At 40.9% G+C, this 16,268-nt stretch carries 17 protein-coding genes; 4 read left to right on the top strand and 13 right to left on the bottom strand.

Annotated features, from left to right (window positions below):
• Positions 1-126 precede the first annotated feature (126 nt).
• A complete protein-coding gene (locus AJGP001_RS08625) occupies positions 127-918 on the bottom strand; it encodes a helix-turn-helix domain-containing protein (RefSeq protein WP_071153887.1) in 792 nt (263 codons plus the stop codon).
• 235 nt (positions 919-1,153) lie between these two features.
• On the opposite strand from AJGP001_RS08625, the gene AJGP001_RS08630 reads away from it, so the two are divergent.
• Complete coding sequence (locus AJGP001_RS08630) at positions 1,154-1,543, top strand: VOC family protein (RefSeq protein WP_071153888.1); 390 nt, start codon at positions 1,154-1,156, stop codon at positions 1,541-1,543.
• Between the two features lie 790 nt (positions 1,544-2,333).
• Here AJGP001_RS08630 and AJGP001_RS08635 read toward each other — a convergent pair.
• The 5 genes from AJGP001_RS08635 to AJGP001_RS08655 form a co-directional block, all read right to left on the bottom strand.
• Complete coding sequence (locus AJGP001_RS08635) at positions 2,334-4,337, bottom strand: ABC1 kinase family protein (RefSeq protein ID WP_078080407.1); 2,004 nt, start codon at positions 4,335-4,337, stop codon at positions 2,334-2,336.
• 102 nt (positions 4,338-4,439) lie between these two features.
• A complete protein-coding gene (locus tag AJGP001_RS08640) occupies positions 4,440-5,699 on the bottom strand; it encodes an MBL fold metallo-hydrolase (protein ID WP_071153889.1) in 1,260 nt (419 codons plus the stop codon).
• A 207-nt stretch (positions 5,700-5,906) separates the two neighbouring features.
• Positions 5,907-6,422 (bottom strand): AAA family ATPase, encoded by a 516-nt coding sequence (locus AJGP001_RS08645; protein WP_083387012.1) that lies wholly within the window; start codon positions 6,420-6,422, stop codon positions 5,907-5,909.
• Positions 6,419-6,868 carry an SRPBCC family protein gene (locus tag AJGP001_RS08650; RefSeq protein WP_058385366.1) on the bottom strand — a complete coding sequence of 150 codons (450 nt, stop codon included), beginning with the start codon at positions 6,866-6,868 and terminating at the stop codon, positions 6,419-6,421. The genes AJGP001_RS08645 and AJGP001_RS08650 overlap by 4 nt, the downstream gene beginning before the upstream one ends.
• A 15-nt stretch (positions 6,869-6,883) precedes the next feature.
• Entirely contained in the window at positions 6,884-7,336 is a 453-nt protein-coding gene (locus AJGP001_RS08655) for an SRPBCC family protein (RefSeq protein ID WP_078080409.1), read from the bottom strand.
• Between the two features lie 149 nt (positions 7,337-7,485).
• Between AJGP001_RS08655 and AJGP001_RS08660 the strand changes: the two genes are divergently transcribed.
• On the top strand, positions 7,486-7,668 hold the full coding sequence (locus tag AJGP001_RS08660) for a hypothetical protein (protein ID WP_078080410.1): 183 nt from the start codon (positions 7,486-7,488) through the stop codon (positions 7,666-7,668).
• A gap of 37 nt (positions 7,669-7,705) precedes the next feature.
• On the opposite strand, the gene AJGP001_RS08665 is transcribed toward AJGP001_RS08660, so the two are convergent.
• The 6 genes from AJGP001_RS08665 to AJGP001_RS08690 form a co-directional block, all read right to left on the bottom strand.
• Complete coding sequence (locus AJGP001_RS08665; RefSeq protein WP_058385363.1) at positions 7,706-8,293, bottom strand: histidine phosphatase family protein; 588 nt, start codon at positions 8,291-8,293, stop codon at positions 7,706-7,708.
• 96 nt (positions 8,294-8,389) lie between these two features.
• The gene (locus AJGP001_RS08670; RefSeq protein WP_078080411.1) at positions 8,390-8,722 is read right to left on the bottom strand and encodes a hypothetical protein; all 333 of its coding nucleotides are present in this window, start codon (positions 8,720-8,722) and stop codon (positions 8,390-8,392) included.
• Positions 8,723-9,169: 447 nt separating this feature from the next.
• Complete coding sequence (locus tag AJGP001_RS08675) at positions 9,170-9,529, bottom strand: nuclear transport factor 2 family protein (RefSeq protein WP_078080412.1); 360 nt, start codon at positions 9,527-9,529, stop codon at positions 9,170-9,172.
• Between the two features lie 207 nt (positions 9,530-9,736).
• Positions 9,737-11,647, bottom strand: a complete 1,911-nt coding sequence (locus AJGP001_RS08680) for a PTS fructose transporter subunit IIABC (RefSeq protein ID WP_078080413.1) — start codon at positions 11,645-11,647, stop codon at positions 9,737-9,739.
• Positions 11,644-12,576 carry a 1-phosphofructokinase gene (pfkB, locus tag AJGP001_RS08685; protein ID WP_071154305.1) on the bottom strand — a complete coding sequence of 311 codons (933 nt, stop codon included), beginning with the start codon at positions 12,574-12,576 and terminating at the stop codon, positions 11,644-11,646. Before pfkB ends, AJGP001_RS08680 begins: the two co-directional genes overlap by 4 nt.
• Positions 12,573-13,325 (bottom strand): DeoR/GlpR family DNA-binding transcription regulator, encoded by a 753-nt coding sequence (locus AJGP001_RS08690; RefSeq protein ID WP_058385358.1) that lies wholly within the window; start codon positions 13,323-13,325, stop codon positions 12,573-12,575. The genes pfkB and AJGP001_RS08690 overlap by 4 nt, the downstream gene beginning before the upstream one ends.
• A gap of 188 nt (positions 13,326-13,513) precedes the next feature.
• Here AJGP001_RS08690 and AJGP001_RS08695 point away from each other — a divergent pair, with 188 nt between their 5' ends.
• A complete protein-coding gene (locus AJGP001_RS08695) occupies positions 13,514-13,783 on the top strand; it encodes a phosphocarrier protein HPr (RefSeq protein WP_058385357.1) in 270 nt (89 codons plus the stop codon).
• Positions 13,780-15,498: a phosphoenolpyruvate--protein phosphotransferase gene (ptsP, locus tag AJGP001_RS08700; RefSeq protein WP_071154304.1), complete on the top strand. Its 1,719-nt coding sequence runs from the start codon at positions 13,780-13,782 to the stop codon at positions 15,496-15,498. The genes AJGP001_RS08695 and ptsP overlap by 4 nt, the downstream gene beginning before the upstream one ends.
• A gap of 41 nt (positions 15,499-15,539) precedes the next feature.
• Here the strand turns inward: ptsP and AJGP001_RS08705 are convergent, their stop codons facing one another.
• Positions 15,540-16,259, bottom strand: coding sequence for a 3-ketoacyl-ACP reductase (locus AJGP001_RS08705; protein ID WP_078080414.1), 720 nt, complete (start codon positions 16,257-16,259; stop codon positions 15,540-15,542).
• Between the last annotated feature and the right edge of the window lie 9 nt (positions 16,260-16,268).

Here is a 16,268-nt window from a genome sequence, read left to right on the forward strand (position 1 = left end):
TATTTTGGTTATTTTTTATATACCGTGGTCAAATCGTGCAACGCTGCAGGCAAGGGACGTCCAAAATAATATCCTTGGTCTTTATCGCATTTTTTACCTCGTAAAAAGGCTAATTGCGTATCGTCGTTATTTGTTGTTTACCCGATATTGCCTTGGTGTAACACTCACAACTTTCTTAAATGCCGCTTGAAACTGCGTATCGCTTTTGTATCCAATTTTACTAGCTATTTTGGAGATGGAACTATTACTCGTACATAGTAAGTATTTCGCTGTATTGATACGACAAGAGATGATGTACTGGAGCGGACTCACACCGGTAACTTGTTTAAAAAGACGTGCTAATTGATATTTATTCAACTCAAATCGCGTAGCAAGTTCTTCTAATGACAGCGATTTTGTGTAGTTTTCCTCCATATAATGCTTGATCTCTTGAATTGTTTTATCCAATTTTGAGTAACTGATTGATTCTCGGTTATTCGCAGAACGAATTACGTGTAGCAAGATCAAATTTATCAAGTGATGTGCTATTTGGCTAGAGTCCGGTCGTGGATGTTCTGTTTCTTGCTTCAATTGCATCAAGAGTGAATTGAAGCTATCAATCTGACTAATAGGAATAATAGAAGGCAATTCCGCGTAACTTTCAACGTTTTCGGTACAAAAAGTGAGTCGATAGCCACTCTGCATGTCAGAAGCAGCATATAGTTGCTCATGCCATTTTCCTGCTTCTATGAAAAGAACCGTTCCAGCGGGGGCTAAGTAGGTTTGTCCGTCAATTTTGCAGTGAACCGTTCCAGCTACCACTAATAGCAACTCTACTGTTGCGGGGTGGTGGTGGAGCGGGTGATATTCCGACGTACCATATGGGATAGAAAAAGATTGAATGCTATGAAATAAGGTTGGATCCGTGGCTGCAGACAATTAAATCGCTCATTTCTTTTTCTTTAAGTTTAGCAAGAATTGATAAGAAAATCTGTATAATACCGGTAAATTTAAAGATAATTTCAATAGTCAATACAAGAATTGATAGAAAATCTATTAAAGATAAAGATTTTCAAGTAGAATAGCTTAAAAACCAATTCTAGATATGAATATTCTGATAATTATACTAAAATAAACGCAAGATAATCGAATAAAAAAAGAAAGAAGGTTGAATATGATGAAGCAATTATGGATTAATTTACCTGTTAACGATTTAAATCGATCGAAAGAGTTTTTCAGCAATATTGGAATACCAATCATGGAAAGTCGCAGTGAGTCAGATCAAATGCTAGGTTTATTAATCGGCAATCCACCCGTACAAATTATGTTATTTACAGACGAGCAATTTAAAGGGTTTACGCAAAATGAGTTAACAAACACAAACGAGTCGACAGAAGTATTATTTTCCATCTCAGTAGAGACTAAAGAAGAACTTGATGAGACGATTGGAAAAGTGAAACAAGCAGGCGGATTTGTGTTTGGCGAGCCGACACAGCGAAATGGATTGTACGGCGCAGGATTTGCAGATTTGGATGGACATCGGTGGAATTTGCTGGTGATGTAGTTTAGCGAAGTTTGTAAATTAAAAGCTACTTAAAATATGAACATGAAGATTTGTATTTATTTAGAAAGGAATTTTTAAAAAGAAATTTTACAGAAGAATTTTCAAAACTAAAATTCTTCAATTACTAAATTTGTTGATCAATTGTAAAATTATAAACAACGTTACACAGAAAATGTTACAAAAATAGTTACAAAAATAGTTATACTATAAATTAGCTTAAAACGACGAAAAAATTGATTTTGTCTCACTGTCTTAAGTATACTCAATGAGTGAAACGTTACTTCCGATAATTTATATTATGTAAACTTAAAAAGAATTTAACGATTAGGCACGGTTTCTGGCTTCCCGCCTTTGTTCCTTGTTATCCAGCTAATTCGACGTTAGTTTCTTTGCAATCTAGCCACTGTCTTATATTTTGTTCCCTCTGACTTCATTAAGTTCACTGTTGTTTCCTTATTGGGTTTTTTAATCTCATCCTATAGCTATAAACTTCCTATATGTTTTTTCTTAGTCCCAACGACAAATTCATAGACTACTAGTTCGTAGTCTATAGTAACGCATCCTGTCAGTCACTTCATAACAAAAACAAACAAATAAATAAATCCCTTCTATGTAACCCCTAGTTTATCCAGTTATGAAGTCTATTGAGTTAGTAGTTCCTTATCAAAAAAATTACTACAAGACCATTAATTTCATAGAAGTAAAACCTCCCCCTTCATCTAGCTAAGATTTACCAAAAACACATTAGGTAAACACAAAAAACCTGCACCCAGATTGGATGCAGGTTTTCTCAAGTATTGCTGCGTTTCATGTCCCGAATAGCTTGAATGGACAGCCTTACTAGTAAAATAACACATAAAAACAGTCCGGTATAAGCTGCTGTGTTTAAGTAAACGGCATAGGCAGTATTGATAAACTGTGCAATGGCTAGTAATGCTGCTGAGATTAACCCGAATGTGATGCCCGAAAACAATAACACAAACCGAGAAAATAGCTGCAAAATGAAATTGGCATTATGTTTGTCGGAAAACACATCATGATGGAGAATCATTTTGCCACCTTCTATGCGCTGGATCAGCTGATCGGCACGTTTAGGCAACTTCATCAATTCTGGGATTAATAACGCTAATTCTTCTTCTACTCTTTGTTTCGTTTCACGCGGTTCTTTAAAAGGTTTTTTCAAGACAGCCGTTTTGTATTTTTTCGCAAACACTTTAGCTTCCGTGAACATATCAAATTTCGGATCTATCGTGTGTAAAGTGCCGTCCAGGCTGATTAATGACCGAAGTGCCATTCCGACTGATGGATAAAACGATAACCCGAATTCACGGACAATATCAAACATCGCATGAATCAGTTCTTCAGTTTGGATCTTATCGACATAGGCAATTTTCAACAGCAATTGACCAACTGATTGTTCAAGTTTTTGACGATCAATATGACTATTGTCTTCTACAAGCACGCTAATCGCGTCACAAATGACTTCTGCATCGTTTTGTTGCACACCGATGATAAAGAGGTTTAGTCCATCTTGCTGTTGCGCTGCAAGACGTCCAACAGCTCCAAAATCGAGTAATATGGGTTTTCCATCTTGTTCATCAATAAAAATATTGCCAGGATGCGGATCGGCATGAAAAATACCTGAAAACAGCATTTGCTCAAAAAACGAAAACAACACTGTACGTCCAAACTCTTTTTGATCGATAGCAAAATGATCAAAAACAGCTTGTCCGCGCGAAATGCTTTTTCCTTTAAAATACTGCATGACGATCAAATTATCATTGCAATACTCCTGAAAAATATGCGGAATTTTCACAGGATAATCACTTTTTCTTAAGGCATTTGCGACTTGAATGGTATTACGTGTTTCAATTTCAAAGTTGATTTCTTCACGCAAACCGTTCGCAAAGCCAATCGCTAACTCACGAAAACCGATGTTCTCAGCCCAAGTAGATTTACTCGTCACCCATTCTGCAAACTCAACAAGAATATCCAAATCGTTACGCATAACGCCTTTTACTTCGGGACGTAGTAGCTTAACGACAACTTTTTCTTGCGTTGATTTCAACACAGCCTGATGGACTTGTCCGATTGAACCTGCAGCTAATGGATCCATATTGAATTCCGAGAAAACATCTTCCACTCCAGCAGCTAATGATTTCTTTAAAATCGCTGTTACTTGCTCACTCGTTAACGGTTTAACATCTTGCTGTAAGGTCTCTAGTTCTTCGATAAAAACCGGTGAAAACAACTCTGTGCGCGTCGATAACACTTGCCCGAATTTGATGAAAATGCCACCACTTTGTTCTAATGTATCGCGAAAAGCAATAGCGAAATCACGATTATTCTCCCGGTGACGCGCATACCGAATTGTGCGTGAAAACCCGTTTCTGACGGCGATTTCTAGTACTTGACTCAATCGTTTTTGACGTCTCCACCGATGTCTGATGCGCTGTAAGATAAATTTCTGACCGGTGATCCGTTCTCCACGCTCACCGAGTTCAATTGGATCAAACAGTTCAAAAAACAGATAAAAGAGCATGGAAATTAGCAACATACTGCCGACCCAAATAATGGCACTAGCATCTGCAACCGCAAAACCAATATCTTCGCTCATAAAATCGATATAACGTAAATAGGAATACCAATACACGAATGTTGTTAAGCTGACTCCCAATAAGACAGAAAGAATTCTTTTCGTGAAATTGATCTTAGAACCCATTAAACGGCCACTGACGTAATAAATAAATAAAGCGATTGCCAATAATTCCAGTAACATAATGACGTAAATCATGGAGGACATTCTCCTTTTCTCATCCATCCCTAACTTGCGGACTTGGTTTCTTCAGTATACCAAAGCTCCGTTTAATGTTCTTGAAACGATAGAAAGTAACGACTAGTTAGTGTTAACAGGGTCCATCATCTTTTTTAAGATTGCAAGCAATCCAACTGGATAAAGAATGGTCTCAGCAAGCGACAGCTCTTGTAAACTAATCCAAGTCGCTTTGGTCTTATTGCTTCCTTCTACCACGTCAAATACGCGCTGATTGTAAAAACTGCTGTCCGTAAATTCCACTTCATAAATGAGTGAGATTTCATGAAAGACTTGTTCTTTCAGTGTGTAGATGTTTTCCAGTACATCTACATAGCGTATAATCTCAATACTGGCATTGATTTCTTCTTTGAACTCTCTCTGTAAGGTCATTGTAGAGGGCTCGCCAAGTTCAATGGTTCCACCCAGTGGTCGGTAAAACGGACCATTTCCAGCTGAATGATGCGCAAATTGTTGCTCAACTAAAATCGATTGTCCTTTTCTCAGGATTCCCAGTGTAGTTGCTCGAGGTCGAAGATGGCGACTTTTTTTATCGTGCCAATCATTTATGACTGAGGTGACAATGTGAACGGTATCCCATTCACCGCTTGAAAATTGGGTAATTGGGTAAGATTTCGAAAAAAGTTGTTCGTTGATGTCACTTAACTGCAGTCCTTTTTCATAAAGCTCAATGATTGTTTGCTGAAGGGTTTCTAAATACAGCAGTTTTTGCTCTAATAAAGACCGACCATTTTCTAAAACTCCTGCATGACTGCAAAAGACGGTTTGGAATGGCAGCGCTAGTAATTTACGAAGAGAAGCAGCAATGAGCGGCAGCGATTCACTTGTCATCATGACACGAGTTTTCGGTGAGATAAACAAATCTCCAGTGAAAAGCCGGCCGGATGGTGCATGGAATAACGAGATATGATCGTCTGCGTGTCCCGGCGTATGGATCACTTGCCAGCTCAGTGATCGCGAACAGATTTGATCATTCAGTGGCAACGCATCGAACGCGAAACGATTTCCCCAAGTAATTTTTCGGTAATCTGGGTATTCCCCATCTTTTTTGGTGATCGCGATTCCCATTGAATGAATAAAAATGGGTTTATGCTGATGCTGCTGGAGCCACGCGGCATTTCCCGTATGATCTTCGTGATGATGCGTTAAAACCACTTGATCAAATGACTGATTCGTAAAAAAATCAATCAATTCAGGCTGAAGCTTTTCAGCACCTGTGTCAATCAACATGCCGTCAACCAAATAGACAAAGACTTTACTACGTGTTGCTTCTAAAAATCCTTCCACACATAGCACCTGTTCTTTTTCGTAGACCTTTATCACCGGCTATTCCCTCCTCGCAAAATTTAAGCACCCTGTTGTACTTTTTATGTATGATACAGAATTTGGCAGCTCTCTGCTACTTAAAATCGCAGCTTTATGAATGGGTTTTAGTTTTAAGTTGTGCAAAGTTTTTTTCTTGTTGACGTAATTGATTTTATGTGATAAATCCTTATGTAGGATACTACATATTAAGTAAATAAATGATTTTTACTGCTCTGTCGTTAATAAATCATTTATTAACCGGTCAATCTCTTGACGATTTTTAATGACAATAAATTGATTGGGTAAGGTTTCACATTGCAGAAGAAACGCGGGCTTTATCGTTTCTTCGAAATATCGGTTCCAGTTAAACATTTTGACTAACATACTAAGACTGGGTTTATAATTAGAGCGCTCTACTCTCGCTTTTTGTTTCAAATAGCGAAAAACGAATCGATATGTTCTTACAGCATAAGGCATATCCAAAAAGACTACGACATCTGCAGCATGCATCGCTCGTTCTGTCCAACCCGTGTGTACACCTTCGACAATCCAGTTTATCTGTCTAACAGCGGTAAGCAACTGTTCGTCTCTCACTGATTCGGCATTACGCATGTCTCCGTCTCCTTGCCGACTCCAAACAAAATTATCTGTTTCAAAATGAGGAATTGTTAAAACCTTAGACAACTGACGAGCCAATGTGGTCTTGCCGCTCCCAACCGAGCCGATGATGTAAATCTTCACGATTCAGCGATCTTTACTACCCGCGCCAGTAACTCATCTACTTGTTGCTTACTGCTGTCATGAGGGTCAATTTTGAGTAAAGTTTTTCCGATTACATTGGCGCCTTTATTAGAACCGCTATAAACAAATAAAGTCCGTTCAGCATCCAGTCGACTTAATGCAAAACTCAATGTAATTTCGAAAAGTCCGGCTGCCACAAAATGGATGTCTTTGCGTTTTTGTTCGGGTAAATCGGTGTAGGCCGTAATTTCCATGACATAGCTAACCAAACGGCCAGCTATTCGGTTTTGCTGCGCATATTTTGATCCCACTCTGTTTGGTGATCCTTCAATTAATTGATGTTTTTCCAATTGCGGCATGATGCGCTGCAGTTGCTCATCTGAAAATAACGCCCATACTTGATCGATTGGTGCTGCAATAATGCGTTGCTCATTCCACTGAATCACGTCCCACACTCTCCTTTACAGTTTTAATGCTTCGTCTCTTACCCGCTCCATAAACGTCTTAATGGTTTGCTGGCGAGTTTTTTTACTGCCCGACAACAGCATCGCTTTGCCCATCATTCCTTTGCCTTTATTAGATCCTTCGTAGATAAATTTTGTGCGCTTTTCTCCGTCTTTTAATAAGGTAAACGAATAAAACACAACAACTAGCTGATTCATGTCAAACTGAGTTTGTTTGATTTTTTTGTCTGGCAAATCTTCATAACCGACGGTCTCCACAATGTACGTTTGCAATTGCCCCCCTTCGTAATAGCTTTGGGCATGTTTAGCGCCTAGCTGATCGTGATCGTTTTCAAGCAACACATGCTCTTCTACTTTGGGCATTAGTTTTTGTACACAGTCATCCCGAAATAAACTCCAAACTTTATCGATTTCAACAGCTATGATCATTTCTTCTTTCCATTTAACCATAATGACTCCTCCTTGAGGTTAACGACTCTTTTGACTATTATCCCATTAGCACACGAAAGATTCACGTCTCATTGCTCTACTTTTTGCAGGCAGCCGCTTGAATTAATGTGCAGCCGCTTTATAATGGATAACAGAACGGAGTTGATTTAATGAAAACTTCAACCGTATTGATTTTATTTATTGTCATGATGCAAGTAATCACTACAGCGAACGCAGTTGTTTTTGATGGTGGGCTGGGAGACATTGTCTTTTGGTTCAATTCCGCGTTATTCATGGGAGCACTTGCTGTCTATGTATACCGCATGGATAAAGACAAAGCGGCGGGTAAATAAAAAGCAGCAAAGACTTTTGTCTTTGCTGCTTTTTTGGTTAAATTTTGCTACCCGATTTTTGGAGGTGGCTCACTTGGTTATAATTTTTGATTAGCCATTGGTCTCGGTCAAACTGAATGTGACTAAGACAAGTATTCAGGAGTCTTGTTTTTCCAGAACCAATTTCACCATTTGACAATTCACCGAGCAAGGCATTGATGACACCTCCGTGTGAAACAAGCAACACCCGCTGATTTGGGTACCGATCGGCAATCCTTTTCAATCCGATTTCTAATCGCTTGGCAAACAAATCATTGTCTTCTTGATTTGGATAAAACCTATCCGGAAAAGTAAGTGCCCGCTCTTCATAGGTCATTCCTTCGGCGTCACCAAAATGCTTTTCTGCAAATTCTTCCATTTCAATAAGTGGTAACATTAAAGATTCATTGATAATTTCTGCAGTTGTACGAGCACGTTGGAGTGGACTTGTGATCATTAAATCCCAATTAGAAGCTGACAAATGATGACCACAGCGAGTCGCCTGTTCGACACCCGCTGCATTTAATGGAATATCTGTTTTTCCTTGAATTTTCCCTTGGGCATTCCAATCCGTTTCACCATGGCGAACCAAACAGATGGTGGTCATACTGTTCACCTCTTCTATCTTAACTTGATATTGGGCTATTTTATCACAAAATATTATGGAACTCACCTAAAAAGCACGTACTCCGTCTATACAAAACTAAAATCCAATCAAATCGATTAATTGAAAATCATTTAGCGTGATTCGATTGCCACAACCTCGACACGTAAAACACAATTCAAAATCAATGGTTTCCGAAAATGCATTTTCAGAAATCCCCTCTTCTAAGATTTCTTTTCGTTGTGCATCAGTTGTAGCTTTGCCCACTTGGCGGATAAACGCTTCTTGAAAATTTTCAATTACTTCACTTTTCCAACTAACCCCTACTTGAAAACCAGTTGTAATCGAATGAATTCCGACTTCTCCATTTTTTTGCGGTGAGCTAAACTTACCGGTGATTTTACAATCGTCACATGTTACATGGATTTCCATAGTTATTCCTCCTTTAGTCAAGGTTCATGAATGCATATGAACTGCTTATGGGTGTTTCATCTAATAGAAAGTTCATTTGTTCCGGTATAGTAAACGTTGTTGTTTTGATTATAAGGACCAATTGTCGAGAAGTTATCGAGAAAATAAGATTGAACTGATTTTTTTGTAATCTTTTCGTTATCCATAAGATTTAACTATCTGTATTTCGCGGCTAGTATGGAATGCATACCTATTTAACCATAAGTAAAAGACTACATGGATTCCTTCGATTGATTCCCGTACATTTCTAACGGCATATAAAAAAATCAGGTTACTTTTCCTCCAACAAAAGTAACCTGATTCCGTATGTGAAAGAGCATTTGCAGTAACACAAGCTTCGGAAAACACCAGAATCTTTCGGTTTTCCATAACCTGACAAACTTTTATTTATTAATCAAAATTTTTCGCTTAGTCAGTCGACTCAATGACAAAAGTGATCAATGTCTTTATCTTGCTGTCTTTTGCGTCGTCTACTTCATATAAGTCACAATACGTGTAGACTTTCTCAGTACCATCTTCTCCTTTTCGACTCATTTTACCGGTAAGTGCCGCTCCCTTCTTCCCAACTAACGACAACTCAGTTGAATAATTCATCCCCGTGTACCCTTCATTTATCCCGAATGCCGCATCAAGAAACGCTTGTTTCCCTACGATCGATTCGGCTCCTACCATCGTCCAGACAATGTCCTCAGCGATATAGTTTTCAATGAATTGCCGGTCTCCTTGAAAAAAGGCTTGATTAAATTGATGGAAAAATTCTTCATTCATCTCCCGCCACTCCTTTCAATTAGTAAGTTATCGTTTTACTATGAGATAGCTATTTATAGCTGTCTTTAGCATGTAACGACCGGTCCGTTGCTTTTTTCTGCATTATTCAATACCCTATTTCTTTTAAAGTTATCCATTGGATCTGTCCTTTTTCTGTGTGATGTACACAAAAAACCGCTCCAGGATTTTTCCTGAAACGGTTTTGGATTAGGCAGCTGAAACTACTCTTTTTTTCAAAGCACCGACAACTAATGCCGTTATGACAGCACCTGCTAAAATAGCCAACATATAAAGTAAGATGCTGGGAACGCCGCCGTCGACCAGGCCGATAACAAAAATGCCGCCGTGAGGAGCACGCAGTCCGATATCAAAGAACATGACCAAAGCACCTGTCACTGCCGCTCCCGCCACTGAAGCCGGAATAACGCGCGCTGGGTCTGCTGCTGCGAATGGAATAACACCTTCAGTAATAAAGCAAGCTCCGAGCACGTATGCGGTTTTACCTGCTTCGCGTTCAGGTTTGGTGAATTTGTTTTTAAACAAACTTGTCGCAATGGCTAGGCCGAGCGGTGGGACCATTCCTGCTGCCATGACCGTCGCCATGAAATTGAAGTTTTGCGCGTCCAACATCGCTAGACCAAATGTATAAGCTGCTTTGTTAATAGGACCACCCATATCAATGGCCATCATCCCGCCGAGTAACAATCCGACCAACACCAAATTCGTACCACCGAGACTTTCCAAAAATGTAGAAATCGCTGTATAAACTTTCGTTAGTTGTGGATTGACAAGCATCATAATAATGCCGGTAATGGCAATCGCAAACACCGGGAAAAACAACACCGGTTTTAATCCTTCTAATGACTCAGGTAAACGAGAAAATAGTTTTTTTACTAGAAGTGTGACGTACCCGGCGAGAAACCCAGCAATCAGGCCGCCGAGAAATCCAGAACCGCCACTCGCGCCTTCAACACCTGTCACCGTAATCGCAATCAAGCCACCAATCATACCCGGTGCAAATCCAGGACGATCCGCAATACTCATCGCAATAAAGCCGGCGAGAACCGGAACCATTAAGAAGAACGCATTGGCACCACCAATGGTGTTCAGCATAGCCGCAAATTCGTTGTATTCCGGACTGTCGGGATTGCCGGCATTAATACCCCAGAAAAGCGAAATAGCAATGAGAATACCACCCCCGACAACAAATGGCAACATATTCGATACGCCGTTCATCAAATGCTTATAAAATCCACTTTTCGTGTCGTTTGTCTTCGCTTCGTCTTGCGATGTGTCGTGTTTATATATCGGTGCATCTCCATTTACTGCACGGTTTAATAACTGATCTGTTTCATAAATGGCTTTGCCCACCGCTGTTTGAATAACTGGCTTGCCGTCAAAACGACTCATTTCCACCTTGGTGTCTGCTGCAACAATAATGGCATCCGCTCCGGCAATGTCTTCAGCAGTCAACCCATTTTTCACACCACTCGAGCCGTTGGTTTCTACTGTTAACGAAATATTCAACTCTTTGGCCCGTTCTTTTAACTTTTCAGCCGCCATATACGTGTGCGCAATCCCTGTTGGACAAGCAGTCACTGCAAGAATTTTCTTTTCTGAACGATCGGTGGATGCCATTTCTGCAACTTCCGCTTTGTCTAAAGAAGCTTCTTTTTCTGCGACCACTTGCAGGATTTGCTGTTTCGACTCTGCCGCGAGAATATTCGTACGGAACCGTTCATCCATCAAAAATGTCGCCAAGCGGGACAGCGCTTCTAGGTGATCGTCGTTAGCGCCTTCACTCGCCGCAATCATAAAAAACAAATGCGCAGGCTGACCGTCAAGCGATTCAAAATCAAGCCCTTCAACCGACCGACCCAATGCAATGGCTGGTGACTTGACTGCAGCGGACTTGGCGTGTGGGATAGCAATACCGTCACCGATTCCTGTCGTACTTTGGCTTTCACGTGCTAATATGGCTGTGGTAAAAGCATCTTGATCCGCTAATTTACCAGCACGCTCAAGTTGAGATACCAGTTCTTCTAGTACTTGTTGTTTGGTTGTGGCGGATAAGTTTAAAATGATCGTTTGTTCGGTTAACAGCTGAGTGATGTTCATTTTGTCACATCCTTTTCTCCGTATGGGGAAACTACGACTTGTTCGACTAATCGATCAACTTCTTCTTTTTGGCACAAATCCGACCGAAAAGCAGTGGCACTGCCACTAGCAACCCCGTAGCGGAAAGCTTGCGCCACATCTTGACCCGCTACGTACGACGCGATAAATCCAGATACCAATGAATCGCCAGAGCCGACTGTGTTAACGACAGTTCCTTGCGGGGCTCTCGCGACAAGCGCAAGATCTTTTGTTACAAACAGCGCACCCTCACTTCCCATCGAAACAATCACATGTTGTGTACCTCGTGCCACTAACCTACTGGCATAGTCGTAGGCATCTGACAAATGAGCGATTTCAACACCGAACAAGTCACCCAACTCCTGTTGATTGGGTTTGATCAAAAAAACCGGTGTCGTCAGTATGTTCTTTAAGGCCGGACCGGATGTGTCTACTACAAAGCGAATGTTTTTGGCTTCACAAATAGTGGCCAGTTCTAAAAAATACGACGGTGCAATCGAACTTGGCAAACTCCCAGCCAGTACAAACCAGTCGCCACTCTTCATACGGCGCACTTTTTCGGTCAATGCAGACAGTTGTGCTTTCGTTAATTCTGGACCGGGACCGTTTAACTCCGTTTCTTCTGCTGATTTGATTTTAACGTTCATGCGGGTGATTTCAGTCGTTTCAATAAAGTCCGTCGTGATGCCTTCGTTTTTTAAAAACGCATCTATATAATGCCCGGTAAAGCCTCCCACATAGCCAAGCGCTCGACTTGTGACGCCTAGCCGCTGCAACACACGAGAAACATTAATGCCTTTGCCGCCTGGATAATAGTAAACGTCGTTGCTACGGTTCAATTTCCCCTGTTCAAAGTCCGGTACATAAACGGTGTAATCAATAGAAGGTGCAATTGTACACGTGTAAATCATCGAGTCACTACCTTTACAATTGTCTTTTTTTCAAGCATAGCATTGGCTTCTTTGGAAATTTCATCTACAATTAAGGTGGCACGTTCTAAGTCCATAATCTTGGCAAAACTGATTTTATTGATTTTGGAATGATCAGCGAGCACGAAGGTTTTTCGCGCTAACGAACTGGCTACTTGTTTGACGGCTGCTTCTTCCGGGTCTGGCGTTGTATAGCCATAGTCCGGGTGACAACCGTTGATGCCGAGGAAACAACTATCAAAGCGGTAGTTCTGCAAGGCTTGAATCGTTTGAGAACCGACAAATGCGCCAGTTCGCGGCTTCATCAATCCACCGGTTAAATAAGTAGTGATGCCTTGCTCATTAAGAGCTTCGACAAGCGTTAACCCGTTGGTTACAACGACCAAATCTTTATCTTTGAGAAACGGAATTAGTTGAAAGGTTGTCGTACCGGCATCTAGAAAAACACTATCGCCTTGCTGGACAAGTGAAGATGCAAATTCTGCAATCTTTATTTTTTCATCTAAAAACTGTGTCGATTTGTCGAAAATACTAGGTTCTAGCAGATTCTGCCCGGTTACAGTAGCACCACCAAAAACACGTGTTAACTTCTGCAACTGTTCAAGATCGGTCAAATCTCTTCGAATGGTTGATTCGGATGCGCCGGTGGATTCCACCAGTTGTTGAATTTTGACTGTTTGCTTTTCTTCAAGTAGCTGTAAAATATACGCATGCCGTTCGTTGGTTAGCAAGTATTCACCCTCTTTTCAATAAAGTAAATGTTCTGTTAAAGGGATGATACTTGAAATCGCTTCCAAAATCAATCATAATCGGTCATAAGCACTCAAAAAAGCCGTTTTTTATTTTATTTCACTTGATAACCGTCATAAACGGTCATTTAGTTTAAAATGGCAAAACCCATTAGAGGAGGAAATTAATCATGGTCGAAAAACAATTTACAATTACAGATGAAGCAGGTATGCACGCCCGTCCCGCATCCGCATTAGTTGGAGCGGTATCGAAATTCAAATCGGACATTACGATTGAACACAAAGGCAAAAAAGTAAACTTAAAATCTATTTTAGGTGTTATGTCACTTGGCGTACCAAGTGGTTCGGTGGTAACGATTGCCGCTGACGGTGAAGATGAAAACGAAGCAATTGAACAAGCAACAGCTGTTATGGAAAAAGAAGGGATTTCAAACCAATGACACAAACCATGTCCGGAATAGCAGCCTCCAATGGAATTGCGATCGCGAAAGCTTTTCGCTTGGAAGATCCGAAATTGAATGTTGATAAACGGACAATTTTGGATGCCCATGGCGAAGTCGTACGTTTAACAGCAGCTTTAGACCTATCCATCCAAGAGCTAGAAGTGATTCAGAAAAAAACAGCTGCAGCAATTAGTGAAAAAGAAGCGGCGATTTTTGGCGCTCATCTTTTAGTATTGAGTGATCCTGAACTTGTTGGGCCGGTTACAGAGAAAATCAAGACTGAGAACGTTAACGCTGAGTTTGCTTTGCAAGAAGCAACTGATATGTTCATTGCGATGTTTGAAGCTATGGACAATGACTATATGAAAGAACGCGCTGCTGACATTCGTGACGTGAGAAAACGAGTACTTGCTCACCTACTTGGTGTCACGATTCAAAGCCCAAGCATGATTTCAGACGAAGTGATTATCATCGCAGAAGATTTAACGCCATCGGATACGGTTCAACTAGATGCGAAGTTCGTTAAAGGCTTTATTACCGATATTGGTGGACGCACTTCCCACTCGGCGATTTTGGCACGCACGCTGGAAATCCCTGCGGTAGTTGGCGCTAAAACAGCCATGGCCGATATTCAAAATGGCACAATCATTATTGTTGACGGCTTAGATGGAAAGATTTTAATCGCGCCAGAAGACAGCGTCATTGAAGAGTATAAAAACAAACAAGCAGACTTTGACAAACAAAAAGCACAATGGGCTGTCTTGAAAAACAAAGCAACCATCACCGCTGACGGTCAAGCGATTGAACTGGGTGCCAACATCGGAACACCTAAAGACATTGCAGGCGTTCTTGATAACGGCGGCGAAGCGATTGGGTTATACCGTACCGAATTTCTTTATATGGGACGTGATCAGTTCCCAACAGAAGATGAACAAGTCGAAGCATATTCGTCTGTATTAAAAGGCATGAAAGGCAAACCTACCGTTGTTCGTACGCTAGACATCGGTGGCGACAAAGAATTGTCGTATCTCGAATTACCGAAAGAACTTAATCCATTTCTTGGGTTACGTGCAATCCGTTTGTGCCTAGAAATGCCAGACATGTTCAGAACGCAGCTGCGGGCATTACTGCGTGCCAGCGTTCATGGAAATTTGAAAATTATGTTTCCGATGATTGCAACGCTTGACGAATTCCGCCAAGCAAAAGCATTATTATTAGAAGAAAAAGCGAAGCTTCAAGCTGAAGGCGTGGCAGTAAATGAATCGATCGAAGTCGGTATCATGGTCGAAATTCCTTCTACCGCAGTGATGGCAGATACATTCGCAAAAGAAGTGGATTTTTTCTCGATTGGTACGAATGACTTGATTCAGTACACAATGGCCGCTGATCGCATGAACGAAAGCGTGTCGTATTTGTATCAGCCATTTAATCCTGCTATTTTGCGTTTAGTTAAAATGGTCATTGATGCGTCGCATCGTGAAGGCAAATGGACTGGGATGTGTGGAGAAATGGCTGGAGACGAAATCGCCATTCCGATTCTTCTGGGTCTCGGTCTTGATGAATTCTCAATGAGCGCTTCATCGATTTTAAAAGCCCGTTCGCAAATCAGCAAACTGTCCAAAGCAGAAATGGCACAGCACACGGATCACATCCTTGCGCTAAGCAATTCCCAGGAAGTTGAAGATTACGTAACAAAACTAGCCAATAATTAAAAAAACGAGCCAGGAAAATTCTCCCTGGCTCGTTTTTTTGTTCAAAATGGATTGGTTGCCCATTGACTAGAAGTTGGAATGAAAATACGTGGATGCAGTTTCAGCTGCGCTACCATGTATTCTGCCAAATCTTCTGGCTGCATAAATTTTTCTTTTTGTTGTTCTGTTTCACCTTCTTTAACTGTTAAATCTGTTACTACGCGACTTGGTGTCAAAGCGAAAACCCGAATATTGTGCTTACGAACTTCTTGAGACAACGATTCTGTCATGCCGAGCACACCAAATTTTGAAGCGCTATAAGCACTCGACCCGACAGTTCCTCGCAATCCCGAGCTTGAGGAAATGTTAATAATGTCCCCCCCGTTCTTGTTGATCAATTGCGGCAAGACTGTTCTAGTAACATAGTACATCCCCATCAAATTGACATCAATCATCTGTTTCCAGTCTTTTGGATCTAGTTCTAAAAACGGTCCATATTTGCCGATTCCTGCATTATTAATCAAAATATCAATCGTTCCAAGTTCGTTCGTTAACTTTTTAACTGCTGCTTCTACTTGCGCCAAATCAGATACATCTGCCACAGCATATGCCGCACGACCGCGTAATGACTTAATTTCTGCAGTCAGCTTTATTAAATCTGCTTCGGTCCGCGCAATCAATCCGACATTGACACCTTCATTGGCTAAAGCCAGTGCAGTTGCGCGCCCGATGCCTTTTCCCGCTCCTGTAATAATGGCTGTTTTCTCTGTTAATACTTGCATACCTAAAAA

The sequence above is a fragment of the Planococcus faecalis genome (genome assembly GCF_002009235.1).
GTDB lineage: Bacteria > Bacillota > Bacilli > Bacillales_A > Planococcaceae > Planococcus > Planococcus kocurii.